The organism is Nodosilinea sp. LEGE 07298 (genome assembly GCF_015207265.1).
In the GTDB taxonomy this organism is placed as follows: Bacteria; Cyanobacteriota; Cyanobacteriia; order Phormidesmidales; family Phormidesmidaceae; genus Nodosilinea.
The window spans coordinates 14,033-39,284 of the sequence record NZ_JADEXE010000027.1 but is presented as its reverse complement, the minus strand read 5'-3'; the positions used below and the strand labels follow the sequence as shown (position 1 = coordinate 39,284).

24 protein-coding genes and 1 pseudogene are annotated in these 25,252 nt (G+C 54.7%); 14 read left to right on the top strand and 11 right to left on the bottom strand.

Annotated elements, in window-relative coordinates:
- Nucleotides 1–393, bottom strand: a 393-nt coding sequence (locus IQ273_RS06015; protein WP_194022265.1) for an L-lactate permease, incomplete at its 3' end; no start/stop codon positions are given.
- Nucleotides 394–616: 223 nt separating this feature from the next.
- Here IQ273_RS06015 and nuoH point away from each other — a divergent pair.
- The 5 genes from nuoH (at nt 617) to IQ273_RS05990 (ending at nt 4,708) form a co-directional block, all read left to right on the top strand.
- A complete protein-coding gene (gene nuoH, locus IQ273_RS06010) occupies nt 617–1,735 on the top strand; it encodes an NADH-quinone oxidoreductase subunit NuoH (protein WP_194022264.1) in 1,119 nt (372 codons plus the stop codon).
- Between the two features lie 109 nt (nt 1,736–1,844).
- Entirely contained in the window at nt 1,845–2,471 is a 627-nt protein-coding gene (gene ndhI, locus IQ273_RS06005; protein WP_397197161.1) for an NAD(P)H-quinone oxidoreductase subunit I, read from the top strand.
- An 82-nt stretch (nt 2,472–2,553) separates the two neighbouring features.
- Nucleotides 2,554–3,168 carry an NADH-quinone oxidoreductase subunit J gene (locus IQ273_RS06000; RefSeq protein WP_194022263.1) on the top strand — a complete coding sequence of 205 codons (615 nt, stop codon included), beginning with the start codon at nt 2,554–2,556 and terminating at the stop codon, nt 3,166–3,168.
- A 90-nt stretch (nt 3,169–3,258) separates the two neighbouring features.
- Nucleotides 3,259–3,564, top strand: a complete 306-nt coding sequence (gene nuoK, locus IQ273_RS05995; protein WP_017298364.1) for an NADH-quinone oxidoreductase subunit NuoK — start codon at nt 3,259–3,261, stop codon at nt 3,562–3,564.
- Nucleotides 3,565–3,787: 223 nt separating this feature from the next.
- Nucleotides 3,788–4,708 (top strand): NAD(+) kinase, encoded by a 921-nt coding sequence (locus tag IQ273_RS05990; protein WP_194022262.1) that lies wholly within the window; start codon nt 3,788–3,790, stop codon nt 4,706–4,708.
- Here the strand turns inward: IQ273_RS05990 and IQ273_RS05985 are convergent, their stop codons facing one another.
- On the bottom strand, nt 4,709–5,008 hold the full coding sequence (locus tag IQ273_RS05985) for a hypothetical protein (protein ID WP_194022261.1): 300 nt from the start codon (nt 5,006–5,008) through the stop codon (nt 4,709–4,711).
- Between the two features lie 279 nt (nt 5,009–5,287).
- Here IQ273_RS05985 and IQ273_RS05980 point away from each other — a divergent pair, with 279 nt between their 5' ends.
- Both IQ273_RS05980 and gatC read left to right on the top strand, forming a co-directional pair.
- Nucleotides 5,288–5,809: a photosystem I assembly protein Ycf3 gene (locus tag IQ273_RS05980; RefSeq protein ID WP_194022260.1), complete on the top strand. Its 522-nt coding sequence runs from the start codon at nt 5,288–5,290 to the stop codon at nt 5,807–5,809.
- 163 nt (nt 5,810–5,972) lie between these two features.
- Nucleotides 5,973–6,260, top strand: a complete 288-nt coding sequence (gatC, locus tag IQ273_RS05975) for an Asp-tRNA(Asn)/Glu-tRNA(Gln) amidotransferase subunit GatC (RefSeq protein ID WP_194022259.1) — start codon at nt 5,973–5,975, stop codon at nt 6,258–6,260.
- 104 nt (nt 6,261–6,364) lie between these two features.
- On the opposite strand, the gene puuE is transcribed toward gatC, so the two are convergent.
- A complete protein-coding gene (puuE, locus tag IQ273_RS05970; protein WP_194022258.1) occupies nt 6,365–7,279 on the bottom strand; it encodes an allantoinase PuuE in 915 nt (304 codons plus the stop codon).
- A 562-nt stretch (nt 7,280–7,841) separates the two neighbouring features.
- Between puuE and IQ273_RS05965 the strand changes: the two genes are divergently transcribed.
- The gene (locus tag IQ273_RS05965; protein WP_194022257.1) at nt 7,842–8,618 is read left to right on the top strand and encodes a phosphoadenylyl-sulfate reductase; all 777 of its coding nucleotides are present in this window, start codon (nt 7,842–7,844) and stop codon (nt 8,616–8,618) included.
- 167 nt (nt 8,619–8,785) lie between these two features.
- Here the strand turns inward: IQ273_RS05965 and IQ273_RS05960 are convergent, their stop codons facing one another.
- Nucleotides 8,786–9,781 carry a patatin-like phospholipase family protein gene (locus IQ273_RS05960; RefSeq protein WP_194022256.1) on the bottom strand — a complete coding sequence of 332 codons (996 nt, stop codon included), beginning with the start codon at nt 9,779–9,781 and terminating at the stop codon, nt 8,786–8,788.
- Between the two features lie 161 nt (nt 9,782–9,942).
- Between IQ273_RS05960 and IQ273_RS05955 the strand changes: the two genes are divergently transcribed.
- Together IQ273_RS05955 and IQ273_RS05950 are read left to right on the top strand one after the other, a co-directional pair.
- On the top strand, nt 9,943–10,194 hold the full coding sequence (locus tag IQ273_RS05955; protein ID WP_194022255.1) for a TIGR03643 family protein: 252 nt from the start codon (nt 9,943–9,945) through the stop codon (nt 10,192–10,194).
- Nucleotides 10,195–10,745: 551 nt separating this feature from the next.
- Nucleotides 10,746–11,546, top strand: a complete 801-nt coding sequence (locus IQ273_RS05950; RefSeq protein ID WP_194022254.1) for a hypothetical protein — start codon at nt 10,746–10,748, stop codon at nt 11,544–11,546.
- 16 nt (nt 11,547–11,562) lie between these two features.
- Here the strand turns inward: IQ273_RS05950 and IQ273_RS05945 are convergent, their stop codons facing one another.
- From IQ273_RS05945 to IQ273_RS05930, 4 genes are all read right to left on the bottom strand, one after another.
- Nucleotides 11,563–12,822 (bottom strand): glucosyl-3-phosphoglycerate synthase, encoded by a 1,260-nt coding sequence (locus IQ273_RS05945; protein ID WP_194022253.1) that lies wholly within the window; start codon nt 12,820–12,822, stop codon nt 11,563–11,565.
- Between the two features lie 240 nt (nt 12,823–13,062).
- Nucleotides 13,063–13,593 (bottom strand): hypothetical protein, encoded by a 531-nt coding sequence (locus tag IQ273_RS05940; RefSeq protein ID WP_194022252.1) that lies wholly within the window; start codon nt 13,591–13,593, stop codon nt 13,063–13,065.
- A gap of 226 nt (nt 13,594–13,819) precedes the next feature.
- Nucleotides 13,820–13,996: a hypothetical protein gene (locus tag IQ273_RS05935; RefSeq protein WP_194022251.1), complete on the bottom strand. Its 177-nt coding sequence runs from the start codon at nt 13,994–13,996 to the stop codon at nt 13,820–13,822.
- A 220-nt stretch (nt 13,997–14,216) separates the two neighbouring features.
- Nucleotides 14,217–14,426, bottom strand: coding sequence for an acetyltransferase (locus IQ273_RS05930; RefSeq protein WP_194022250.1), 210 nt, complete (start codon nt 14,424–14,426; stop codon nt 14,217–14,219).
- A gap of 314 nt (nt 14,427–14,740) precedes the next feature.
- Here IQ273_RS05930 and IQ273_RS05925 point away from each other — a divergent pair, with 314 nt between their 5' ends.
- A complete protein-coding gene (locus IQ273_RS05925) occupies nt 14,741–17,980 on the top strand; it encodes a PAS domain S-box protein (RefSeq protein ID WP_194022249.1) in 3,240 nt (1,079 codons plus the stop codon).
- Between the two features lie 3 nt (nt 17,981–17,983).
- Here the strand turns inward: IQ273_RS05925 and IQ273_RS05920 are convergent, their stop codons facing one another.
- A complete protein-coding gene (locus IQ273_RS05920) occupies nt 17,984–18,679 on the bottom strand; it encodes a type 1 glutamine amidotransferase domain-containing protein (RefSeq protein WP_194022248.1) in 696 nt (231 codons plus the stop codon).
- A 74-nt stretch (nt 18,680–18,753) separates the two neighbouring features.
- Entirely contained in the window at nt 18,754–21,414 is a 2,661-nt protein-coding gene (locus tag IQ273_RS05915) for a PAS domain-containing protein (RefSeq protein WP_194022247.1), read from the bottom strand.
- Nucleotides 21,415–21,896: 482 nt separating this feature from the next.
- On the opposite strand from IQ273_RS05915, the pseudogene IQ273_RS05910 reads away from it, so the two are divergent.
- The 3 genes and pseudogenes from IQ273_RS05910 (at nt 21,897) to IQ273_RS05900 (ending at nt 24,774) form a co-directional block, all read left to right on the top strand.
- Nucleotides 21,897–22,757 (top strand): annotated as a pseudogene (locus IQ273_RS05910) (SDR family oxidoreductase).
- Nucleotides 22,758–22,905: 148 nt separating this feature from the next.
- A complete protein-coding gene (locus tag IQ273_RS05905) occupies nt 22,906–24,162 on the top strand; it encodes a cytochrome P450 (protein WP_194022246.1) in 1,257 nt (418 codons plus the stop codon).
- A 369-nt stretch (nt 24,163–24,531) separates the two neighbouring features.
- Nucleotides 24,532–24,774: a DUF4327 family protein gene (locus IQ273_RS05900; RefSeq protein WP_194022245.1), complete on the top strand. Its 243-nt coding sequence runs from the start codon at nt 24,532–24,534 to the stop codon at nt 24,772–24,774.
- Here the strand turns inward: IQ273_RS05900 and IQ273_RS05895 are convergent, their stop codons facing one another.
- Entirely contained in the window at nt 24,775–25,170 is a 396-nt protein-coding gene (locus IQ273_RS05895; RefSeq protein WP_194022244.1) for a helix-turn-helix domain-containing protein, read from the bottom strand.
- Nucleotides 25,171–25,252 lie beyond the last annotated feature (82 nt).

Sequence of the window (25,252 nt, the reverse complement as noted above, 5' to 3'; positions counted from 1 at the left end):
CAGCAGGGGCACACAGACCACCGCTGGCGTGCCAAAGCCCGATGCCCCCTCAATAAAGCTGCCAAACAGCCAGGCAATAATAATCATCTGCACGCGGCGATCGGGCGACAGGGTAAGCAGGCTCTGGCGAATGACGCTAATTGCCCCCGAGGCTTGCAGCACGTTGAGCAGCAAAATAGCCCCAAACACGATGAAAAGAATCTCTGCGGCGATCGCCAGCCCCTGCACCAGCGAAGCCGCGATGTAGTTGAGTGGTACCCCCCATATCAGCCCCGCCACCAGCGTTGTCACCACCAGCGCCCCAGGCATCGCCTGACTAGCCGGACGCCGCGCCACTACCAGTAGCAGAAACACCGTTGCGATCGGCAGCAGAGCAATGAGAAAGGTCAGCATTGGGTGTTGGGTAGTTGGTTTTTTATCAGGATGATCAGGGCGAGGATGGAGTAGGTGGGGTGGGTGAAGTGGATAGGAAACATAGCATTACCTAAGAATTCCTATGGCAAATTCCTATGAATCGTGCGCTACAGCTCCGGTAGATCGGGGGAGATGACGGTAGAATCTAAAAAACTGTTTTTTCCTCGCTAGAGTCAATCGTACCGTTGCTAAGGACTGGCCCATGAACCAAGGAATTGACCTACAGGGTAGCTTCGTCAACGCTTTAGTTGACCTGGGCATACCTGCTGGGGCCGCTAAAGCCCTGTGGCTGCCCCTGCCAATGGTGGTTATTTTGGTTGGGGCCACCGTGAGCATTTTTGTGACGGTGTGGCTTGAGCGGAAGATTTCTGCCGCCGCCCAGCAGCGCATTGGTCCCGAATTTGCCGGGCCGTTAGGGTCGCTTCAAGCCGCCGCTGACGGCATCAAACTTATCTTTAAAGAAGATATCACCCCCGCTAAGGCCGACCCGCTGCTGTTTACGCTGGGGCCTGCGATCGTGGTAATTCCGGTATTTCTCTCGTACTTGATTGTGCCCTTTGGCCAAAATCTGGTAATTACCGACATCGGCGTCGGCATCTTTTTATGGATTGCCCTCTCCAGCATTGCCCCCATCGGCCTGCTGATGTCAGGTTATTCCTCCAACAACAAATACTCGCTTCTGGGGGGCCTGCGGGCGGCGGCGCAGTCCATCAGCTACGAAATTCCTATGGCGCTGGCGGTGCTGGCGGTAGTGCTCATGTCCAATAGCCTGAGCACCATTGACATCGTCAATCAGCAGTCGGGCTATGGCATTTTGGGCTGGAATATTTGGCGACAGCCCGCCGGTTTTTTGATCTTTTGGATTGCCGCGTTGGCTGAGTGCGAGCGCCTACCCTTTGACCTGCCCGAGGCAGAGGAAGAGCTGGTGGCAGGCTACCAGACCGAATATACAGGCATGAAATTTGGCCTGTTTTACGTGGGTTCTTACGTCAACCTGGTGCTGTCGGCGCTGATTGTTTCCATTCTGTATCTGGGTGGTTGGGAGTTTCCCATTTCGGTAAGCTGGCTGGCTGGCCTGCTAGGAGTTAGCGAAACAACGCCCTGGCTTCAAGTAATTACCGCCTCGATTGGCATCATGATGACGCTGTTCAAGGCCTACGCTCTGGTCTTTATTGCGGTCCTGATTCGGTGGACCATGCCCCGCATTCGCATTGACCAGCTGCTTGACTTTGGTTGGAAGTTTTTGCTGCCGGTGTCTCTGGTTAACCTGCTCCTGACTGCCGCCCTCAAGCTCACCTTCCCCATGGCCTTCGGTGGCTAGCCTAGGGCTACTGCCTTACCCTATAGGTAGGTAGTTCTCTCGGTTGAGGCCCTAGCGCTGTTCCTGTGACATCTCACCAACTACTCTGTAAAACTCTGGAGGCTCCCCTATGCTGGGTTTTCTGAAACAAGTCAGCGACTATGCCAAAGAAAGCTTACAGGCGGCTAAATATATTGGCCAGGGGCTGTCTGTAACCTTCGATCACATGAGTCGGCGTCCGGTGACAGTGCAGTACCCCTACGAAAAGCTAATTCCATCCGAGCGATTCCGGGGACGCATTCACTTTGAGTTTGACAAGTGCATCGCCTGCGAAGTCTGTGTGCGGGTGTGTCCTATCAACCTACCTGTCGTCGACTGGGAGTTTGATAAGGCCACCAAGAAGAAAGACCTGAAGCACTACAGCATTGACTTTGGGGTCTGCATCTTTTGCGGCAACTGCGTGGAGTATTGCCCCACCAACTGCCTCTCCATGACCGAGGAGTACGAGCTAGCGGCCTACGATCGCCACGAGCTGAACTACGATAGCGTAGCCCTAGGTCGCTTACCTTATAAGGTCACCCAAGATCCTATGGTTACGCCGCTGCGCGAGCTGGCCTATCTGCCCAAGGGAGTTATGGATCCTCACAACCTGCCAGCTGACGCACGTCGGGCAGGCCAAATGCCTCAGGAGATTTTAGAGGCTGCCCAGGCCGAGGCCGCAGCCAAAACTGAGGCTGACGCTAAAACCGAAGGCTAATGCGCCCTTCGGGGTTCCATGATACATTCGCCTAAAGTATGACTGTTACGACTGCTCAATTTATCGCCAGGAGTTTAGAACTGTGACGCTAGCGGAAGGGGTACAACTCGTTGCCTTTGGCATACTGGTCGCGATGACGCTGGGGGGTGCCCTGGGAGTTGTGCTGTTAGATAACATTGTCTACTCGGCGTTTTTGCTGGGGGGCGTATTCACCAGCATGTCGGGCCTCTATATTTTGCTCAATGCTGGGTTTGTGGCCGCCGCTCAGGTGCTGGTTTACGTAGGTGCGGTCAGCGTTCTGATCCTGTTTGGGATCATGCTGGTGAATAAGGAACAGGCCTTTGTGCCAATGAAGCGGGCCTGGCTGGGCAAGGCCGCTACGGCCGGGGTCTGTGTGGGCCTGTTTGCTCTGCTGGCCGCCTCCACCTTAAATACGCCCTGGGCCATCTCTGGCGAGGTACCCACTGGGGATATGGCCACCGTAGCTATTGGGATTCACTTCTTTACCGATTATTTGCTGCCCTTTGAGCTGGCTTCGGTGCTGCTGCTAATTGCGCTGATTGGAGCGATCGTACTGGCTCGGCGAGAATTTATCCCTGATGTGGCTCCTGGAGATCTCGCTTCGGAGGCGTTGCAGCTGCCGGAACGCCCCCGCGAGCTGGTGTCATCGGTATCGACCCCAGAGATAGAAAGCTAGTCTGACAGGCAGTCTTAGACTTGCTTAGATATTAAAGAGTGTTGGCGTTTCAATTGTCGCTAGTTAGTTTAGAACAGGTTCTTTTTGGCTATGCAACTTGAGTATTTTCTGCTGACCGCCGCCGCTCTCTTCTGCATTGGTATATACGGCCTGGTGAATAGCCGCAATGTGATTCGGGTACTGATGTCCATCGAGCTGATGCTCAATGCGGTCAACCTGAACTTGATGGCGTTCTCTAACTACCTTGATCCGGTGGGTATCAACGGCCAGGTGTTTGCGGTATTTGTAATTAGCATTGCAGCGGCGGAAGCGGCAGTTGGCTTGGCCATTGTGTTGTCTATTTACCGCAACCGCGACACAGTGGATATGGAACAGTTCAATCTGCTGAAGTGGTAAGCCTAGACTTCTAAAACGCAAAAAATCTGGGTTTTTCTGAATTGTAGAGGGGGTGGCGTTGGCTTTTTGGAAGCCAGTTCTTGATTATCACTCCCTCTACAATTGTGTTTAGGAAGCGGCGGTGTTGCTATGCTCTAGGACACCATAGGTGAATTGACCGCAGCCCTAACCTGCTGCTTATTAACCCCATTCCCCTTGCCCCATCAACCCACGGCCTCTTGTTGTGCAACTTGAGCAAGTCATTATTGTCCATAAAGCCGGTAATCGGCTGAGCCAGACGTGGGCCGAGAAGTGTGCCCGTGAACTGGAAGCCTTGGGCAGCAAGGTGCTCCGTGGCCCTAGCGGCCCTAAAGATAACCCTTACCCGGTCTTTCTAGCCTCGGTTAGTCGACCCATTAGCCTGGCTATCGTGTTTGGTGGCGATGGTACTGCCCTAACCGCAGCACGTAATCTAGCCGCAGAAAATATTCCCATTTTGGCAGTCAATATTGGCGGCCACCTGGGGTTTTTGACCGAAAGCTCTGAGGAGATGGACGATACCGAAGCGGTGTGGGAGCGTCTGCTGAGCGATCGCTTTGCCGTACAGCGACGGATGATGCTCCAGGCTCGGATATACGAGGGGCACCGCACTAATTTAGACCCAGTCAGTGAGGTCTATTTGGCCCTCAATGAGATGTCGATCAAGCCCGCTTCCCCCGATCGCATGATCACCTCCATGCTCGAAATGGAGATCGACGGCGAAGTTGTGGACCAGTACCAGGGCGACGGTCTGCTGATCAGCACCCCCACTGGCTCTACGGGCTATACCGTAGCGGCAGGCGGCCCGATTATTCACCCCGGTATGGATGCCATTGTGGTGACGCCGATTTGTCCCCTGAGCCTGTCGAGTCGCCCGATTGTGCTGCCGCCGGGCTCGGTAGTGAGCGTGTGGCCCCTGGCCGACCCTGACCTCACTACCAAGCTGTGGACCGATGGGATACTGGGTACCGCTATTTGGCCGGGGCAGCGGGTCGACGTGCGCAGCGCCGAGGCCATGGCCCACTTCATTATTCTGCGGCAAAACCATTCTTACTACGGCACCCTGCGCAGCAAGCTCAACTGGGCCGGTACCCGGATTAGCTACGCAAACAACCACAGAAACTGATCAGGAACTGTGGCGATCGCGCTGAATATCGTAAATTGCTTTCTCCCAGCACCACTGCTCGCTGTGGTTGGGGTTACGCAACTGCACCTGCTCAACTAAGCGATCGGCCACGGCCCGGTTGCCCCCCACCAGGCGTAGCAGCTCTCGCTGGGTATGGCCGCGCACAGGGCGAGTTGGGGCCGTAGCGGGTTCGGGAGTATTAATGCGGTAGCCGCCTGGGCGGCGGCGGCCCTGGCGGCGGTTGAGCCAAAAAATAAGCGCACCAAGCAGTGCGATCGCCAGTAGTAGAGATAAATCCATTCCAACGGAGTAAAGTCACCATCAAACACAAAGCCCCTGATCAGAAATAAACTACACCTACAGGTGAACTCATTCCTGACGCTGAACTAGGGCTACCTCAGTTCTACACAAAAATGCCGCCGCCTGGCTGGCCTCTCCGCACCAGTTGCCATTAAACCGCCAGGGTTTGCTAGTGTTATTTATATATTTGTCTGGCCTAACGCCTGGAGATTTGCGGCGGCGACACCGCCGTTACCGGGTTTAGGTAAGCGTTAAGTCCCTCATTTGCGCGCCCTCCCCATGCCAAGAACCCAACGCAACGACAACTTCATCGACAAATCCTTCACCGTCATGGCCGACATGATCCTCAAGATGATGCCTGCCAAGAAGAGCGAGAAGGAAGCCTTTGCCTACTACCGCGACGGCATGTCGGCCCAGGCCGATGGAGAGTACGCCGAAGCGATGGAAAACTACCGTGAGGCCCTGCTGCTAGAAGAAGAGCCCTACGACAAGAGCTTCATTCTCTACAACATGGGCCTCATCCACGCCAGCAACGGCGAGCACGAGATTGCCCTAGCAAAATATCAAGAGGCGCTCGATCTCAATCCTCGTCTGTGCCAGGCGCTCAACAACATTGCGGTCATTTACCACTACAAGGGTGAACAAGCAGAGGCCGCTGGTGACACCGATACCGCTGAAAACTTGTTTGACGAAGCGGCTCGCTACTGGCTAGAGGCGATTACCATTGCCCCCAATAACTACATCGAAGCTCAAAACTGGATGAAGAACACAGGGCGCATGAAGAACGATATCTTCTTTTAGGCTCTTGCAATCCGGTCGTAGGGTGGGCACCGCCCACCACCCACTTGCAGCTACGTAGGTAGGGCTTTGCTCTGGCTTATCCAACCCGATGTGTTGGGTTCCACTGCATTCCCCTCAACCTACGGCTTGCAAGCCTTAGCCCTTTCTTCTAAACTGCATTCCCATGATCGATCTCGAACAGGTTCGCAAAGTGGCTCTGCTGGCTCGTCTAGAGCTGTCTGCCGCCGAGGAAGAGCAGTTTACCGAGCAGCTCAGCGGCATTCTTGACTACGTAGAGCAGCTTAAAGAGCTCAACACCGATGATGTGGAACCCACCACTCGCGCGATCGAGCTGAGCAACGTTACCCGTACCGATCGCCTCCAGCCCTTCGCAGAACGAGCCGCTATTCTCGACTGCGCTCCCGATCGCGAGGACGGCTTCTTTAGGGTGCCCAAGATCCTAAATGAGTAGGTGCAGGCTAAGCTGCCGTTATTTGGCGTCAACTTGCTAGCCCAATCGTTGGCTGACCACACCCATGCAAGCAATGTGGTCCAGGCCCTGCCAACCCCTCTAGGTTAGGCTGGTTTGTGATGTTCATGCCAGTGACGGGCGATATCGATACGGCGGCAGATCCAGACGCGATCGCGCCCCTGCACATAATCCAAAAACCTCGCCAGCGCCGCCGTCCGTCCCGGTCGCCCCGCCAAGCGGCAGTGCAGGCCAATGCTCATCATTTTGGGGCACTCATCGCCCTCGGCGTAGAGGGTGTCAAAAGCGTCGCGCAGATAGGCAAAAAACTGATCCCCCGAATTAAACCCGCCGTAGGTGGCAAACCGCATATCGTTATTGTCGAGGGTGTAGGGAATCACCAGGTGCGGTCTACCGTACTCGGTGCTCCAGTAGGGCAGGTCGTCGGCATAGCTATCGGCATCGTAGAGAAAGCCGCCTTCTTCGACCACCAGAGCGCGGGTGTTGGGGCTGTTGCGGCCCTGGTAAAAGCCTAGGGGGCGGCTGCCCGACACCTGAGTGTGAATATCCACTGCCTGGCGAATGTGCTCGCGCTCAGCCTCAAGGCCAACGTACTGATAGTCAATCCAGCGGTAGCCGTGGCTGGCAATTTCCCAGTTGGCTTCAGTCATGGCAGCGACGGCTTCGGGGTTGCGGGCCATAGCCATAGCGACGGCATAAACTGTCAGGGGCAGCCCCCGACCAGTAAATAACCGATGCAGCCGCCAAAACCCCGCCCGGCTGCCGTATTCATACATCGACTCCATATTCATATTGCGCACCCCAGTCAGCGGCGCGGCCCCTACGCTCTCCGACAAAAACGCCTCTGAGGCCGCATCACCGTGGAGAATGCAGTTTTCGCCGCCTTCTTCGTAGTTGATCACAAACTGCACCGCAATTTTGGCGTTACCAGGCCACTGGGGATGCGGCGGGGTACGGCCATAGCCGACCAGATCGCGGGGGTAGGAGGGAGTAACTGCCATAGGAAATTGCGTTATTGAGGTGGATCGCGAAATAAGGCTGGATTGTACGGGTAAAACGCTCCCAGGTCTAGCCACAACGGTGGGCCTGACTATAGCCAGTAACTTGCCCAAACTCCGCTTTAGAACCCAGGTTAGAATGGGCACTCTGGCTCTTTAAGGCGCGATCGATCATCTTGAAAACGCCTGTATATTCCAGACACATACATAGAGTGGTAACAGTTGATTCCGCAGAATATGGCTGAAGGTACCGAAGCTAATCCACAAAACGGATCCTCCGAAGTCGGTTATCCGTAAAAAATTGGCTTAAGGTCACAAAATTGTCTGTTCCCCCTCGTTTATCATTTTATAGATGGGCTAATGTCGAGGGGTGGCTAAGGTTTAAAGGGCAGCGAGCTGAAGAGCAAGGCGATGGTGTAGCCTCAAACCTTGTATTCTGAAGACTCGACTAATTCTGCTAACGGTTGGCTGGGTTGAACGTCATAACCACCCGCTTACCACTACAGAACCACCACAGAATTGTGGCACTGGAGCTACGACTTTGTTGAACGGAAGGAGTAAACCCATGTCAGATGCCGCGCTCCTGCCAAGCATAAGGCAGGCCGCCCCCGTTCTAGACCTGAACGCCGTGAACCAGGAGTGGGGAGATGCTGACGCCAGTAGCCTGGTGCAGTGGGGCCACAAAACCTTTGGCGACGGGCTGGTTTTAAGCACCAGCTTTGGTATCCAGTCAGCGGTCATGCTGCACCTGGTCACCCAGGTCGTGCCCAACATTCCGGTGATTTGGGTCGATACGGGTTATCTGCCGGTTGAAACCTACCGCTTTGCCGACGAGTTATCGCTCCGCCTCGATCTCAATCTTAAGGTTTATCAATCGCACCTCAGCCCGGCCCGTATGGAGGCGCTCCATGGGCGACTGTGGGAGCAGCACGATGTGGAGTCATTCAACCGCTACGACCAGATTCGCAAGGTAGAGCCGATGCATCGGGCTCTAGCTGAGCTAGGCGCTACTGCCTGGTTAACAGGGCTGCGCTCTGATCAGACTGACCACCGCAAATCGCTGGGGCGAATCGGGTATCAGGGAGGGCGCTATAAGCTGCTGCCCATTCTCAAGTGGACATCTAAGGATGTGTACGATTACTTGGTGGCCCACGATCTACCGTACCATCCGCTGTTTGACAAAGGCTACGTTACTGTAGGCGATTGGCACTCTAGCCGCCCCATTACAGCCGCCGACGACAACGAGCGTGACACCCGGTTTAAGGGGCTGAAGCAGGAGTGTGGGCTACACCTGCCCCAGTCGCCCGAAGAGGCGGCTAGTCTTGACTCTAGCTCGCTGTAGTCATCTCTGTCAGCTAGGTGGCTGCGGCTAGGAAAGCTTGAACAAGGTGGCCGGTTGGCGATCGGCTCAATGGCTGAATGGGGCAAGGCGCTACCCAGCCGAATCGCGATCGCCCCACTTTTTAGCAGGTTGCGTAGGCACTTCCACCACCGCGATCGCTCTCTCTCTTAAGCCTCTTCAGCCTCCGTCCATAGTCTTTGGGTGCGCGAAGGCACTTGGCTAGCGCGAAACTGTTGCTTGTACTCTTCAAAGTCCCAAGTGGCGAGAAACTGACGGGCCGCCTCGCGACCAGATTCATACAGAGCCGCTTTCTTCTCGGCGGAAATGTCAAACTCAGTGGTGTGAACCCCTCCCGTGGGAATGGGAATGGTGCGCACAAAATGCTGCGCCTCAATGTACCGGGCGTCATGGGCTTCCATCATGGTCGAGAACAGCGCCTTGAACATGGAAATGGGACCATTGATCGGGTGGGGCTCGTTTTGGTCAGGGTCTACTAAGTTGTAGCCAAAGGTCGGCCAGGCGGGGTCTGCGGTGCCGTCATCAAATAGCCAAACAGGATAATTGCTGAGTAGACCGCCATCGACAATATAGTGGTCTTTGCCGTCGGAGTCCTTAAGCTGAACGGGTTCAAAGAAGAAGGGAATGCTCATGCTCATGCGCACGGCTTGAGCCACGTCCATATCGTCTGGATCGATGCCAAAGCGAGCAATATCGCGGGGCAGCACCATCATACGTCCCGCAGTCAAATCGCTGGCGATCACCTGTAGTTTATAGCGGTAGCGAGGATTGTCTTTGTTGTCTTCAATAATGAGATCTTTGAAGGTGTAGATATTTTTATCGGCTAGCAGTTTCCGAATTAGATTTTCAAAGAAGACACCTTCGTAGATACCCTTCTCGTGAATGAGGCTGATGAATCTACCAACGAGAGGAATCTTGTCTTCCCAGCCTTCGTCCATGATCTGGTTGAAATTTAAGTCTTCAACGATTTTTTTAACTTCGGCAGCGTTATAACCTGCAGCAATTAAAGCAGCGACGATCGCCCCAGCAGACGTGCCTGCAATATTTTGAAGGGTGTAGCCAGCCTCTTCGATCACCGAAAAAGCACCAACCAAGCCAATGCCCTTTACCCCACCGCCTTCGAACACAGCATCGATTTTTTTCACGCCTGTTACCCCTAGCAATATGGCACCGATCTTTTCATAAAACCTTTAGCAGGTCTAGAAACGATCGGATTGCTTAAGAACAGGTGAGGGGTTGCACCAGGATAGATGAGTTCGTTAGGTTAAACGGTACAGAACCCCTTGTCCACTGATTTTGAAGGCTTATGGTGCTACCCAAGCTTGACCCGCAAACCACCGATCGCGTCATTGAGATGGCGTGGGAAGACCGCACCCCCTTTGAGGCGATTGAGACCCAGTTCGGCTTAACAGAAAAGCAGGTGATTGCGGTCATGCGCCGCTTCCTGCGGCCCTCTAGCTTTCGCCTGTGGCGCAAGCGGGTGACGGGGCGCAAAACCAAGCACCAGCACAACCGCGACTTTACCCTGGGCCGATTCAAGTCAGCCAACCAAAAATAAGCAGCCCCTCGGTGACTCGGCGACTAAACCCCAAAAAGTACGGACTGTGGGCTAGCGATCACCAGATCTTTTCCGAAAGGCATGATCTATCGCTTGGGTATACGCATCTAAAGTAACCCGAAGCTGACCCGGTGGCTAAGAGGTTGGTCTCTGCATTAATCTCATGGCGGCTCACGGTGGCGAATTTTACGGAGCAGAGTGTGGCAGTTGCGGTAGCCTTGAACTCTCTGGGATACAACAACAGGGGATAGCTGAAAGACCTGGAGGGCGACTCTTTAAACCTGCTTCCGTTGAGATCGCGGCCCCCTGTCCTAACCGTACACCTGATTGAGGTGCTGCCAGACCAGAACTGGATCTAAATTGAGGGCCTGCCGCTATGGCCCTTTAAAGTACGGCTCATTGAGCCTAACCTCCGCTTCATAATTTGACTGCTAAGACAGCCTATTTCTTAAAGATATGACCGAGTTATTACTGAATTTTGGATTAGTCCGGATGCTGTCTCTTTTTTGAGGGAACTATAAATGCAACTTCCATCCTTCTTTTCACCGGCTATGAAAACCTCTACAGTTCTGGTGCCCTCAACCCTTGCTCAAGCGCCTACCGCCAGTCGGCTACCGGTTGACAACCCCTGGATGCTGTCGTCTGGCGGACTGCTGCTGGTACTGCTAGGGCTGGGGGTGTATTCTCACCTGCAAACTCGCCGCTTGGTGAAGCAGCTTAAGTTTGAAACCTATAAAAATAAAGAGCTGCAAAAAAAGGTCAAACTGGCGCTTAAAACCATCAGCAAGATGGAGCAAAACCCAGACCTAATTCACTCGCGGGAGTTTAACCTCGACTACCTGCGCATGCGTATGGATGAAGATCATTTCCACGCAACGATTGTAAACCAGCTCAAGGTGAAGGTGAAGCAAAAAATTAGCGTTGCCCTGCGCCCCCGCCAGGCTGAGGAAGGCATGATTGGCATCGCCAGTAAGCCCCGAGTCGTAGATGAAATCTTTGATGTCGAGTACGCCCCCCACGACAATCCTCTGGCTAAAAAACGAGTGCTGTTTCGCATTCAAATTCGGCTGGCTAAGCTGCCGACTCAGGCAACCTCCTCGACCATTGGTCAGCTGGTTGACTGCATCGAAAACTTCATGAGCCCCGAGGCCGAAGAAATCCACTGGCAGCCCACTATTCAGGGCCGCATTGCCAACATGCACTGGGATCAAAAAGCCAAGCCCACCCCCCTGTTGGTAATTGAACAATCGGGCGAAGGGGTGAATGTTACCCTCCGCAGCCGCAACACGCTGCCAACCAGCATTAGCTCTAGCTCTGCTACCAAATCCACTCGTCAGAAAAAACCAGCCTAGTTGATCTGGTTGATGGTCAAACGGTGGCTGTAGCCATCGCGGTGACATCTATGGATGCAGCCTGGGCCGATCGCGCTTCAGCCATATCGGAGAGAATAGCGTCGAGTAGCTGCTCACGCAAATCGGGGATGACCGCCAGAGCGCGGGTCCAGTCGGGAATTTGGGTACCGGTGGGGTCGTCTAGGTATTGATTACCAGCTTCTAAAATGACCTGCTCAAAGGTTTCGATGGTCATTTCTTCTTTGTGGCGATCGTACTCTAGGCCGTTGAAGCGGGCATCAACAAAGTACTGGCGGGCCAGGTTTTGAGCCTCGCGGCGGTACTTAATCCGTAGAGCACGAATGTGGTCTTGGCCAATCACCACCTGCTCGGTTTCAGTCAGGGTTCTAAACACCGATTGCAGAATGTCGCGGCACATTTTTTGCAGGCCCGAGTCGGTTGAGCTACCCAGAGTCTGATGTTTATGCTCAAAAATGCCCAAGTCGATTTGAGCGATGCGCTTGAGGGCCACATTGCGGTAGACCTCGGCCAATAGCCCCACTTCTAGACCCCAGTTGCCCGGAATGCGGGTATTGAGAGCCAGGTCGCTGGAGAGGGCAAACTCGCCGGAGAGAGGGTAGCGGTAGGCGTCGAGGTAGCGCAGGTAGTCGCTGTAGCCAAACAGCTCCATCAGCGACGTGATCAGCGGTGTTACAAACAGTCGGGTGACGCGCCCGTGCAGGCTGCGGGGGCTATCGCCAATGCGGGCGTAGTAGGCTTTGCTGAAGGCGATGCCAAACTCTTGCTCCAGTAAGGGGTAGAGCAGCTTGAGCGGATACGAGCGATCGTAGGTGACAATGTCGGCGTCATGGAGGGCGATCGCAGCGGCATGTAGTGAAGCTACCCCCAGGCCCAGCCACACGGCTCGGCCCTTGCCTTTAAACCGCAGCAGGTCTAGGCCCTTATCTTTGAGCGTTTGCAGAATGCCGGTAATACAGGGACCATTTTCCCAAAGCACAAAGGTCGGCTGTGGCAGCGGCTCAAAGAATTGCACCGCATGCTGGTACTGCTCGAAGGTATCGGCGTAGAGGCAGACAATAACGTTGTTGACGAAGGAGCAGTGGGTAAGATGGTCGCGAATAGTGGCCAAGGCCGGGCGGCTTAGCTCTTCGTAAAGGGACGGAATCAGCACTGCTGTGGGATGGGTTTGGCTAAGCTCGGTTAGGCGTTGCTCTAAGCGATCGGTCTGGTAGCTCAGATCGTGGATGGTGGTAATGAGCTCTTGTTTGTAGTCCATGCCCTGGTGTCCCTAACGGATAAGGTTCATCATAGGGACAAGTGGCGATCGCAAGATGTCTGAATCAATACCCGACGGTCTCAGGGGTAGAGAAAAGGCCCAAATGTTGCCGCAATTTAGCAGCTAAGTTAGTAACTGGGCGGCTCAATACGGCCCCAGCAGCGGGCATTGATCAAAATTCCCCCTGGCCCTTGTGACCGAGAGCCAGGGGGAGACGCCTCTGTGAGCCGAGCAGCAACGTTAGAAAATAATCAATGACGCCAACCCTCCGGCTATGACGCCGTAGCAGCAGGCTAGCAGCGCCTTGAAGTAGCCTCGATACTTGTAGCGCCACAGCATCGCCGATAGGGTAGACGAATAGAGCAGTTCCTCAACCGGAAAATAAGCCGTCTCTTTGGCAATATCGATGCCGATGACGAGCATTGTCCAGAAGAGGAAGACGATGAAGCTATTGATGATAGGCGCTCGGCTTTCTCTTGTAGGTACCTGCAGTCTGGCGATAAACCCCAGGTAGATCAAAACGATGAATGGAAAAAGTGCAGCGGCAACGCCCCGAGCCCCAACCCCAAAGGAATAGTTGAAGGAGAGGACGATGCTAGAGAAGAGCTGATATAGCAAAAAGCCTACCGCCAGAAAAAGGACGAAAAAGCTAAGTATGCCCTTCGACCCTTTGGTCCAGTCATCAGAATTTTGCCGTTGCCGCGATTGCATATTAAGCCTCGAAAAATAGCTTGTATACCAAGTCCAGCTCGGGATCTGGAGTTCTCCCACCGACAAAACTGCACTGTTGGACTTGGATTTGGTTTACTTAAGCTCCTGAGTGTAGCTATTCGCAAAAATGAGTTAGCCCTTTTGTAGTTTAACAGGCTCTTTTGGAGAAGCCTTGGGATCAATATCCCATAGCACTTCTATAGCACTTCCCACACCCGCTTGCTAGGCGAGTGTGGGAAGTATTGAGCTTACTTAGTACCAGCAGCTTTAATTCTAATCCTTCAACTTATTCGGGTTCTTCCACTTCCTCACCTTCAACCGGGGCTCCGGGTACAGGCTCGGTTTCTAGCTGCTCACCCTCAAGAGGTTCGTTTATGCCGGGCTCTTCAGCGGTGTCGCAGGCAACGGTTAGGGCAGAGAGGCCAAGGAGAAGGGGCAACACCATCAAGCGCGATACTTTCATGAAAGTTCCTCTAAAAGTCGATAGACGTGAGCTTATAATTCTACTTGCCGCAAGGTCTCTATCAGAAGATATATTTACTGGCGGCCGCATCAAAAAGCATAAGCGTAGGCAGAGACCATTGAAAGACTGCATTAAAATCAAATACTGCCAGTCAAAATGCCTGCCTAGGTGAATGGATGCACTACATCGAGAGAAAAAGGGATGACTCTGGCAATGCAGCTTAATTCAATTGATAATTTGGATCAACCCAACACTTGGGTAGGGCCTCTCCAGAGGGAAACTGTAGCTGCGATTTGGGGAAGGCCTGGGGAGGCTGTTCTTCTTGACCAGCCTGCTCTCGCCCCTGCACCTGATCGTGCAGTGGGTCGAACAACTCATCAACATTAACTACCTTAATTAAAGTTTGGTCTTGAGCGTTTTTAACAAACATAGTTGAGTGCTTCTTGGGTTAATGTCGGCTAATGACGAGCTGACACCTGTGCATAGCTAGACTATCTGGTTAAAAATGCTGTAGCTTCTGCCTAAATAGATAAATCGGGCTTAAGGATCTAAAAAGCCAGTGAGTAAGTAACAGCGGATTGGGCTATTTTGCCGTAATAAAAGTAAATATATTTTTCTATCCTAGGATAGATCTCGCTTTCTATAAAAAGGCAGATTATCAGTCATAGCTATGGAGCGCCCGCTGCATTTTATCAAGATTTGAAGGATGGTATGACTCCTCAAGGAGTAACCCAAGCTGTATTTATGGACCAGAGTCCAGTGGTGACGCTGATGCGATCGCGCGACTGGTCCCACACTTCCCTAGGTGAGGCGGCTAACTGGCCTGCTGCGCTAAAAACTGCGCTGGGCATTGTGCTCAGCGCAGGTACGCCTATGGGGTGCGTGTGGGGCGATGATCGCAGGGTGTTTTATAACGAGGCCTGCGCTGCGCTGCTGCCCGTTGCTGGGTTGATGGGCCAACCCCTGGCTGAGGCTGAAGGCTGGGCTGCGATCGGGACAAGCATCGAGCAGGTATTGGCTACCGGGCGATCGCAATCCTTAGCCGCCGCCCAAGATACTGCCCAAGGTACTGCTCAAACTGCTAACCCTTTGACCGCCAACCACAGCTGGGTCTGTAGCGCTATTTGGACTGAGGCTGGCCAAATCGGCGGAGTGCTCGCCATCGGTACGCCCAGTGCCAAGGATCTTGGGGCTTTCGGGGCTAAGGATGTCGGGGCCAGTAATGGGGCTGCTGCCCAGGGTAGTGTGGCGCTGCGCGAAAGTGAGGAGCGCTTTCGCCACCTGGCCGACAACATTTCGCAGCTGGCCTGGATGGCAGACGCTGACGGCTCAATTTTTTGGTACAACCAGCGCTGGTTTGACTTTACCGGCACCACCCTGGAGCAAATGCGGGGCTGGGGCTGGCAGCAGGTACACCATCCTGACCACGTCAATCGAGTGGTTGAGAAAGTCAGCCACTGCTTTGCCATGGGTGAAGTCTGGGAGGATACCTTTCCCCTGAGGGGGCAAGACGGCCAGTATCGCTGGTTTCTCTCCCGTGCTACCCCGGTGCGAGACGAGCAGGGGCAGGTGCTGCGGTGGGTGGGTACTAATACTGACATTACTGGGCTAAGACAGGCAGAAAAGGCCCTTGAGCAGGCTACAAATCGCTTGAATGTTGCCCTCAAAAGTGCCCCGATTACGCTGTTTAACCAAGACCTCGATCTGTGCTACACATGGGTGCACAATCCTACTCATAACTACTCAAAAGAGCAAATGCTAGGGCAGCGCGATGACGACCTGGTGTCTGTCGATGCTGCTGCTCACCTAAGGCAGCTTAAGCAGCAGGTGCTAAATACCGGAGTAGGCCTGCGGGCTGAGGTACAGATCGAGCCAAACACCTACGATCTCACCATTGACCCCATTCGCGATCGCTCTAATCGCATCGTTGGTATTACCTGTGCTGCCGTAGACATTACCGAGCGAGCCCAGCTGGAAGCCGAGCACAAACAGGCCGAAGCTACCCTGCGCAAAAGTGAGGAACAGCTGCGCATGGCCCAGCGCGCTGCTGGAGCAGGTCTGTGGGATTGGGACATGGAGACCAACAAAATAACCTTGTCGGAGGAGTACTATCACCTCCACGGTGCAGACTACTGCATGTCGCCATCCTACGAGAATTGGCTGGCCTTTATTTTACCGATCGATAGGCTTCGGGTTGAGCAAGAAATTCAGGCCGTAATCGAGCAGCGAAAAGATCTCAAGATTAATTTTCGCATTGAGCATCCCAACGGCGAGCAGCGCTGGATTATGATGCGAGGCCAAACGTTTTACGGCGCGGCGGGAACGCCTGTTCGCATGACGGGTATTGCCATTAACATTACCGAGCAAAAGCGCTTTGAGCAGGCGCTGATAGAAAGCGAAGCGATCGCGCGTACCCAGGCAGAAGAACTGGCCGCTCTAATGGAAACTGTCCCCGCTGCCATCTGGATTGCCCACGACGCCAACTGTCATCAAATGACGGCCAACCGAATGGCCTATGAGCTGATGCAAACTGAGCCGGGGACATTGGCGACCGCTACTCCTCCAGAAGGCATGGGGTTGCTGCCATTTAAACAGTACAAGCAGGGGCAAGAAATGCTGCCCCAAGACCTGCCCATGCAAAAGGCCATTCGTACCGGACAGGACGTAACCGACCAGATTGAGTTTGTTTACCCTGACGGCACGGTGCGCTCGATCTATGGCAAGGCGGTGCCGCTCTATGACGCTACGGGGCAGGTGCGGGGAGCAATCGGTGGTTTTACCGAAATTACGGCGCTCAAGCAGAGCGAGCAAGCGCGCGAACAACTGCTACAGCGCGAGCGCGTGGCCCGCGAAGAGGCCGAGCAGGCCAACCGACTAAAGGATCAGTTTTTGGCCGTGCTCTCCCACGAGCTGAGGTCGCCCCTCAACCCTATCTTGGGCTGGTCAAGGCTGCTGCAAACCCGCAGCTTTGACAGCGATAAAACCAAACGCGCTTTGGCTACCATTGAGCGCAACGCTCAGCTACAGGCTCAGCTGGTGGATGACCTGCTCGATTTAGCTAAAATTTTGCGTGGCAAGCTCCATTTCACCCCTATTTCGATCAATTTGGCTGGGGTGGTTGAGTCGGCTTTAGAAACGGTGAAGGCAGCGGCGGCAGAGAAGTCTATTGTCTTGCAGCTAGAGCTTGACCGCACGGTACGCGTGGCTGGAGATGCTGCCCGTCTACAGCAAATTGTGGGCAACCTGCTGTCAAACGCCGTTAAGTTTACCCCCAATAGCGGTCAGATTACGGTTACGCTGCGATCGCTGCACGGTCAGGCCGAAATTAGCGTGCAAGACACCGGTATTGGCATTAGCCCCGACTTTTTACCGTATCTGTTTGAGTCGTTTCGCCAGGAAGATATTTCGATTACCCGCAAGCATGGCGGACTGGGGTTGGGGCTGGCGATCGTGCGTCAGCTGGTTGAGGTTCATAACGGCACCATTACGGCCAGTAGCTCTGGTGAGGGGCTGGGGGCTACCTTTAGCGTGTGCCTACCCCAGCTGGCCCTCGAAGTGACAGACAACGCGGCGGTGGTTCTGCCTCAGCCCGCCCTCGATCTGGTCGGCATTCGCGTGTTTTCGGTGGACGACTCGGCCGATACCCGCGAGTTTTTGACGGTGTTGCTGAGCCAGTACGGCGCTGATGTCGTCACCGCAGGCTCGGCCAGCGAAGCGCTGACCAAGCTCAAAACCTGGCGACCCGACGTGTTAATCAGCGACATTGGCATGCCCGAAATTGATGGCTACAGCCTAATTCAGCAAATTCGCACGCTGCCTCCTGAGCAGGGGGGAGACCTACCCGCGATCGCACTCACCGCCTACGTCCGCTACGAAGACCAGCAGCAGGCGCTGGCCAGTGGCTACCAGCGACACCTAGCCAAACCCCTCGACCCAGAAAAGCTGGTGCAGGCCATCATCGAGCTGACTCGGGGGCGATCGTAACCCCTATACCCGCTGCCCCGTAGCGCTGAGCTGTTCTAGCAGGGCGTGGGCGGCGGCCTCTGAAGAGGCCGGGTTTTGCCCGGTAATCAGGTTGCGATCGCGCACCACATAGGGCTGCCAGTCGTCGGCTTTGGAGTACTGGCCGCCGTTTTGCTTCAGCATGTCTTCGACCAAAAAGGGCACCACGTCGGTGAGGCCAACAGCGGCTTCTTCGGTATTGGTAAAGCCGGTTACAGGTTTGTTTTGCACTAGGGGCGACCCATCGGGCGCTTTGGTATGGCGCAGTACCCCAGGGGCATGGCAGACGGCAACCACAGGTTTGCCCGCCCCGTAGACGGATTCAATCAGCGCGATCGAGTGGGGATTGTCGGCTAGATCCCACAGGGGGCCGTGGCCACCGGGGTAAAACACTGCATCGTAGTCATCAGCGGCAATGGTCACCAGCCGCGCGGTATTGGCCAAAGCCGCCTGGGCATCAAGGTCGCCTCTAAAGCGCTTGGTGGCTTCGGTTTGGGCATCGGGAGCGTCGCTTTTGGGGTCGAGGGGCGGCTGGCCTCCCTCGGGAGAAGCCAGGGTAATCGTGGCCCCGGCGTCTTTAAATACGTAGTAGGGGGCCGCAAATTCTTCTAGCCAAAAGCCGGTTTTTTGATCGGTATCGCCCAGCTGGTCGTGGGAGGTGAGCACCATCAGAATGTTCATAGGTTGTCCTTATTGAGTGGTTGACTTAGAGGGTGGGCCATCAGGTCGTTAGGGCAATAGACGCTGACGCGGGCCTAGCAATCGCCGCCATAGAGCAGATCGACTAGGGTGAGGCGCAGCTCCTGCAGGTCTATGGGCTTGGTCAGGTGCCGCTGAAAGCCTGCCGCTAAGGCGCGATCGCGGTTTTGGTCGCCCGCGTAGGCCGTGAGGGCGATCGCCGGAATGTTACCCCCCTCTGCCGCAGGCCGCTGCCGCAGAGCGCGAATCAGCATAAAGCCGTCCTGGTCGGGCATGCCAATGTCGCTAATCAGCAGGTCGGGATGGTGCTGGGTGACCAGGTGCAGGCCTGCCTCAGCCGAGTCCGCCGTCAGCACCTCTATGGCGTCTTCTTCCAGCAAGGCCGTCAGCAGCAGCAGCGAATCGAAGTCATCATCAATGACTAAAACCTTCCGCCCGGCTAGGCTCACGCTGCCGTCGCGTTTGGTAGGAGTTGAGGGCACTGGCACACCTTCATGCTGGGGCAGCCGCACCGTAAAGGTAGCTCCTAACCCCTCGCCAGGGCTAATGACTGCTACCTGACCGCCGTGCTGCTCGCTCAAGTAGCGCACGATCGCCAGACCCAAGCCCAGACCGCCGTAGGCACGGGTGCTGCTGCTGTCGGCTTGACGAAACTGCTCAAACACGTGGGGCAGAAAATCGGCGCTAATGCCCTGGCCCGTATCCTGCACTTCAATGACGGCGTGGTTGCCATCCTGGCAGAGCCTGACGGTGACCTCACCCCCCTCAGGGGTGAACTTAATGGCGTTAGAGAGCAAGTTCCACACGATTTGCTGGAGCCGGTTGCGGTCTCCCGACACTGGCCCCACCGCTGGGTCGAGATCCGTGTGGAGGGTAATGGTTTTGGCCTGGGCCGACAGCTGCACCGTCTCCAGAGCGGCGTTGATCACGCTGGCCAAGTTCACGGTGTGGATGTCTAGTATCAGCTTGCCCCGTAAGATTCGCGATACATCCAGCAGGTCTTCGATTAGATCGGCTTGAATTTTGGCGTTGCGCTCGATGGTCTCGAAGGCGCGGGTTTGAGTAGTGGCGTCTAAAGAGCGCGATCGCAGCAGCGATATCCAGCCCAAAATTGGGTTCAAAGGCGTGCGCAACTCGTGGGAGAGCATGGCCAAAAACTCGTCTTTGATCCGATTAGCGGCCTCGGCCTCGGTACGTGCTACGCGCTCCTGGGCTAGGGCGCGATCGCGTTCTACCAGCGTTAGCTTTTGATCGTGAATATCGGTCGAGGAGCCAAACCACCGCAGCACCTCCCCCCCTTCGCCCTGCAGCGGAAACGCCCGCACCAGGTGCCAGCGATACTGACCATCTACCGCTCGCAGCGGTCTGGCCTCCAGCGCCAGCGGTTGCCCTGTTTGCAGCGCCTCAGCCCAGGCCGCCTGGCAACGCTTTCGATCGTCGCGGTGCAGCACCGATAGCCAGCCCTGGTCAAAACTCTGGGCAGCGGTTAAACCTGTGTAGTTGTACCAGCGCTGGTTGCAGTACTCTAGCTGACCATCGGGCCGAGCCGTCCAAAACATTTGCGGCATCGAGTTGGCCAGGGTGCGAAAGTGCAGCTCGCTCTTGCGCAGGGCCGCTTCTGTCTGCTTTTGCTCGGTAACGTCATAGTTAATTTCGAGAATGGCACGGGGTTGGCCCACCGGGGTCTGCTGTAGCGTCCAGCGGCTGCTCACAATTACCGTGCGGCCACTGCGGGTAGTCTGAATCAGTTCCCCTATCCAGTGTCCCGCCTGCAAAATCGCGGCCCGAATGGTTTCCATTGGCTCTGGCAAAACGGTTTTCAGCAGATCAATGGTCGATTGCCCGATCGCTTCCTCTGCCGACCAGCCGTAGTGACGCGCGGCCCCCTGGTTCCAGTAGGTAATCACGGCACTGTCTAGTTCCCGAATCATGATGCTGTCGTTGGCTAGATCCAGCATTTGCATTTGCTGCCGCAGCTGCTGCTCATCCTTGCGGCGATCGGTCAAGTCACGCAGATAAACCGCCAGCCCGTTAGCCAACGGATTCATGTGCATCTCAAACAGGCGATCGGGGTAGACCACGCCTGGCGTTTCCATCATGACGGGCTGCCGACCCGCCATTGCCCGCCTAAACGTGTTTCCCATGGTGGTGCCCTCCAGATCGGGCAGCACATCCCAAATCGGTTGGCCGAGCAGTTCCTGTAGCGGGCGCTTAAACAATCGCTGGGCCTGGGGGTTGATGTATACAAACCGCCACTGCACATCAAGAGCATAAAACCCCTCGGTAATGCTCTCTAAAATGGCCGTTATCCACAGGTTGGTGTGACGTAACGAAGCTTCACTCTCCTGTAGTTTGAGCGAGTTGCGCTCCAGCCGTTGATGAGCCATTCTCAACGAGCCGCAGATCATGCTGATAGCGGCACACTGAATGACAAACACGCTGAGCCGAACGATCGCCGCAGCTTCTAACCTAAAGGTGTACTGCGGCAGAATGAAAAAATAGTTGCTAACCAGGGCTGCTAATATCGTGGTCAATAGCCCGCAGCCAACTCCACCCCACCAAGCCGCTGCTACCACCGCCCCAAAAAACAGCAAAAACGGGGTCATGACCATATTCGCTATGGGGTCGAGTGCCCACATTAGCAAAAGAGCCATCGCCACACTGAGAATCGCTAGGCCATACGCCCTAGGCCGTAGGTAAAACACATGTAACGTCATTGCAGTCTAAGGTCAGCAGCATCCAAAAACATAACCTTGGCCTTAGTTCGCAGCTTGCTCTTAAGAAGAATTAACGTTCGAGCTATATAACCTGCCTTCATATGGCTCTATATCTTCCGATAGAAAAATGGCTTTAGTCATATACCTCTAGACATAAATTCACAGAAGATATTGTTTTAGCCTGCTGATTGGTCTGATTTAGTACAGTCAATATTTTGGTCGGCAGATTAATTACCATCTGGCCTTGGGAAAAGGATTCATTCTAAGGGACGATAACCCGACCTATTTCCAGTCGTTACAGTAGGGCCAGATCTGACCCCAGATTTAATACGGAATGCTGGCGTGTTCTAGCTAAGATTTTTAGCTTTCTATACAGGGATTTGTCCTAAGCCAGTCGCTGAAGCCAGCTGTGGCTAGCGTCACTAAATTTTTGTACCTACTCGATCTGATTTCTGATTACAGCCCCCACAAGGAGATCACGTATGCCGATTACCCCCGACCAAATTCCGGCTCAAAACCAAGAGCGCACCCCTGCCCTAGAGTCGGAAATGGTGCCTAGACCGCAGTACGACGACCCCGACTACAAAGGCAGCGGCAAACTTCAGGACAAAGTGGCGTTGATTACCGGCGGCGACAGCGGTATTGGTCGTTCGGTGGCGGTTTACTATGCCAAAGAGGGGGCCGATGTAGCCATTGCCTACCTCGACGAGCACGACGACGCCCAGGAAACCCAGCAAGCGGTGGAGGAGTAGGGACGCCGCTGCCTGCTGATTCCGGGAGACATTCGCAACGAGCAGTTTTGCCACGAAGCCGTGCAAAAGACGGTGCAGGAGTTTGGCAAGCTCGATATTTTAGTTAACAATGCAGCGGTGCAGTACCAGGAGCCCAGCCTGGAAGAAATTGATGCGGCTCGGCTCGGCGAAGTGTTTGCCACCAATATTTTCTCAATGTTTTACTTTGCTAAAGCCGCTACCCCCCACATGAAGCCGGGCAGCGCCGTGATCAACACCACTTCGATCAATGCCTATAAGGGCAATTCCAGCTTGCTCAGCTACTCCACTACAAAAGGGGCCATTTTGGCCTTTACCCGCTCGCTGGCGGGGCCTATGTTGGAGAAGGGCATTCGCGTCAACGGCGTGGCTCCTGGCCCGATTTGGACACCGTTTATTCCCGATGCGTTCGGTGGTGAAAACGTGTCGAACTTTGGTAAGCAGGTACCCATGCAGCGACCGGGGCAGCCCAAGGAAGTTGCGCCAAGCTTTGTCTTTTTAGCCTCCGAAGATGCGTCCTACATGGCCGGACAGGTGCTGCACCCCAATGGCGGTGTTGTGGTTGGAGCCTAGACACAAAAAGTAGCCTGTCGGGGCTACCCTCAGGGCAACATCTGAAAAATTAATGTGGCTGGGCTTCCCCAGTTGCGGTTCGTACCTGCGGTTGGATTACCCGAATAGTGGCTAACCCGATCGCAGCTCCTCACCGAGATTTAAAACTATGGCTAATATTCCTGCTGAACCCGTAATCGATAGCACCTTAGGCCTGCTGTTCGACGGCTATGAGTTTATCTCTAAACGCTGCGATCGCATGCACACCGATATTTTTCAGACCCGTCTGCGGCTAGAGAAAGCGATCTGTATGCGCGGTAAAGAGGCCGCCGAGGTATTTTACGACACCGAAAAATTTTCCCGTAAAAATGCTGCGCCCCAGCGAATGCAAAAAACGCTGCTGGGTGAAGGCGGCGTGCAGGGGTTAGACGGCGAAGCCCACCGCCAGCGCAAGCAAATCTTCATGGGGCTAATGACGCCCGAACGGCTACAGCAGATGGGCGACCTGGTGGTGCACCACTGTCACGAGTACGCCTGGCAGTGGGAGCGGCAGGAGCAGGTTGTCCTGTTTGATCAAGTGAATGAAGTTCTCTGTCTGGCCGTTTGTGCATGGTCGGGGGTGCCGCTGGCTGAAGGTGACGTAGCCCAGCGCACCTTAGAAATGGCGGCTCTGATCGACAGCGCTTCGGCCCTGGGGTTTAGATACTTGCAGGGGGTGCAGGCCCGCAAACGCCTCGAAGCCTGGCTGGCTGGCCTGATTGAAGATATTCGGGCTGGACGGCTTCAAGTGCCTGAGAATACGGCAGCGGCAGCCTTTGCCCACAGCCATGATGCCAACGGCACTCCGCTGAGCCCTGCTATAGCGGCTGTAGATCTGCTTAACGTGCTGCGCCCTACCGTCGCTATTGGTCGCTACATTGTGTTTGCGGCTTTGGCCCTACACCAGCACCCCGAATGTCGCCAAAAGCTACAGGCCGACGAGGCAGACTACACCACCCTTTTCACTCAAGAAGTGCGGCGGTTTTATCCCTTCTTTCCCTTTGCGGCAGCCCGCACCCGACACGCGTTTGATTGGCAAGACTACCGCTTTCCTCAAGAAACTTTGGTGCTGCTCGATCTCTACGGCACCAACCATGACTCTGACCTGTGGAACAAGCCAGAAGAATTTTGGCCCGAGCGATTTACCCACTGGGACGGCAGTGCTTTTGACTTTATCCCTCAAGGCGGCGGCGACCACTATAAAAATCATCGCTGTGCCGGAGAATGGTTGACAATTCAGGTTATGAATCAGGTGCTGGGCTTTTTGGTCAATGAGCTTGAATACGATGTGCCGCCTCAAGACTTGCAGGTCAAATTGTCTCGAATGCCGACTTTGCCAGAGAGCGGGTTTGTGATTAGCAACGTCAGGGTCAAAACACAGGTTTAGCCTGAATTTACTAGAGCTTTGAACAATTCTGAAACCCCTCGGGCATTCAGTTTTAAGCTTCGTGTATAAAAACGCACTGCCAAAACCATGAAAACGGCAAAATCTTTTCCGAGCGGGAGTTTCGGAGATTGCGCAAAGTGGTCATAAATAAGTCGGGCTGGAGTGCCAACAAATCAGCACTTCTGATATCCACTGGTGTAGCGACTCTAGGTCGGCCCTAAAACGGTGTGCCAGGCTACAGTATTGCGCTTGGTAAACAAAGGTAAGGATACGCATCAACTGCTTTGATCGCAAAAATTAGGGTTGCACTATGTATATGGGTGGTAAGTAAATGTTCTCACTGCCATCCACTATTGGAGGGCTACAGCTATGACAACGACAGCGATAAAATCAACGCTTGGCCGACACTACACCATCGATGCTATTCGCGACGAGGCCAAGCAATTAGTAGACGGCGGCACCCTAGATAGATGCCAGCCCATCTGTGCCCTCTGCGGCTATATCGCCGCGCGGGAGTGGCCCTTCATTGAGGCTGAGCTAGAGGAAAATGACTATTGTTTGCGCGATCGCATAGGCGACTTGATCCCCCACGAAACCTGGAGCAACGATTAACTAACGGCTTCGAGGGCCGTAGCGTGTCGCCGGGCGATTCCTCGGGGGATCGCTGCATGAATCGCCAGGGCTATGTACCAGCCAGTGCTGCCCCACCTGGTTAAGGGCAGCCATAATGGGCTGCACCTCCCGCCCCTTAGCGGTGAGCGAATACTCAACTCGCGGGGGCACCTCTGGAAAAACCGTGCGCTTTACCAAGCCATAGCTTTCTAGCTCTCGCAGTCGGGCGGTAAGAGTCTTGGTGCTAATACCAGGTAGCGCCGACAAAAACTCGTTAGTGCGACGGCTTCCCTGGAACAGCTCTTGCAAAATGAGAATGGCCCATTTGCTGCCAATGTACGACAACACCAGATGAACCGGACAATCGAGCTTCGTACCGTTGGATGGGTGAGGCATTGGCATCACTCCGGTTGGGCATGTTATTTTCCATTGTGAAGGATTATTTTGGGGATGTGGTCAATGTGTCACCAGATGCTGA

Excerpts from the sequence above, each read along its gene's own strand:
- nuoH (WP_194022264.1), top strand. The coding sequence starts at position 617 with ATGAACCAAGGAATTGACCTACAGGGTAGCTTCGTCAACGCTTTAGTT.
- ndhI (WP_397197161.1), top strand. The coding sequence starts at position 1,845 with ATGCTGGGTTTTCTGAAACAAGTCAGCGACTATGCCAAAGAAAGCTTA.
- nuoK (WP_017298364.1), top strand. The coding sequence starts at position 3,259 with ATGCAACTTGAGTATTTTCTGCTGACCGCCGCCGCTCTCTTCTGCATT.
- IQ273_RS05985 (WP_194022261.1), bottom strand. The coding sequence starts at position 5,008 with ATGGATTTATCTCTACTACTGGCGATCGCACTGCTTGGTGCGCTTATT.
- IQ273_RS05980 (WP_194022260.1), top strand. The coding sequence starts at position 5,288 with ATGCCAAGAACCCAACGCAACGACAACTTCATCGACAAATCCTTCACC.
- gatC (WP_194022259.1), top strand. The coding sequence starts at position 5,973 with ATGATCGATCTCGAACAGGTTCGCAAAGTGGCTCTGCTGGCTCGTCTA.
- puuE (WP_194022258.1), bottom strand. The coding sequence starts at position 7,279 with ATGGCAGTTACTCCCTCCTACCCCCGCGATCTGGTCGGCTATGGCCGT.
- IQ273_RS05965 (WP_194022257.1), top strand. The coding sequence starts at position 7,842 with ATGTCAGATGCCGCGCTCCTGCCAAGCATAAGGCAGGCCGCCCCCGTT.
- IQ273_RS05955 (WP_194022255.1), top strand. The coding sequence starts at position 9,943 with ATGGTGCTACCCAAGCTTGACCCGCAAACCACCGATCGCGTCATTGAG.
- IQ273_RS05950 (WP_194022254.1), top strand. The coding sequence starts at position 10,746 with ATGAAAACCTCTACAGTTCTGGTGCCCTCAACCCTTGCTCAAGCGCCT.
- IQ273_RS05945 (WP_194022253.1), bottom strand. The coding sequence starts at position 12,822 with ATGGACTACAAACAAGAGCTCATTACCACCATCCACGATCTGAGCTAC.
- IQ273_RS05935 (WP_194022251.1), bottom strand. The coding sequence starts at position 13,996 with ATGAAAGTATCGCGCTTGATGGTGTTGCCCCTTCTCCTTGGCCTCTCT.
- IQ273_RS05930 (WP_194022250.1), bottom strand. The coding sequence starts at position 14,426 with ATGTTTGTTAAAAACGCTCAAGACCAAACTTTAATTAAGGTAGTTAAT.
- IQ273_RS05925 (WP_194022249.1), top strand. The coding sequence starts at position 14,741 with ATGGACCAGAGTCCAGTGGTGACGCTGATGCGATCGCGCGACTGGTCC.
- IQ273_RS05920 (WP_194022248.1), bottom strand. The coding sequence starts at position 18,679 with ATGAACATTCTGATGGTGCTCACCTCCCACGACCAGCTGGGCGATACC.
- IQ273_RS05915 (WP_194022247.1), bottom strand. The coding sequence starts at position 21,414 with ATGACGTTACATGTGTTTTACCTACGGCCTAGGGCGTATGGCCTAGCG.
- IQ273_RS05905 (WP_194022246.1), top strand. The coding sequence starts at position 22,906 with ATGGCTAATATTCCTGCTGAACCCGTAATCGATAGCACCTTAGGCCTG.
- IQ273_RS05900 (WP_194022245.1), top strand. The coding sequence starts at position 24,532 with ATGACAACGACAGCGATAAAATCAACGCTTGGCCGACACTACACCATC.
- IQ273_RS05895 (WP_194022244.1), bottom strand. The coding sequence starts at position 25,170 with ATGCCTCACCCATCCAACGGTACGAAGCTCGATTGTCCGGTTCATCTG.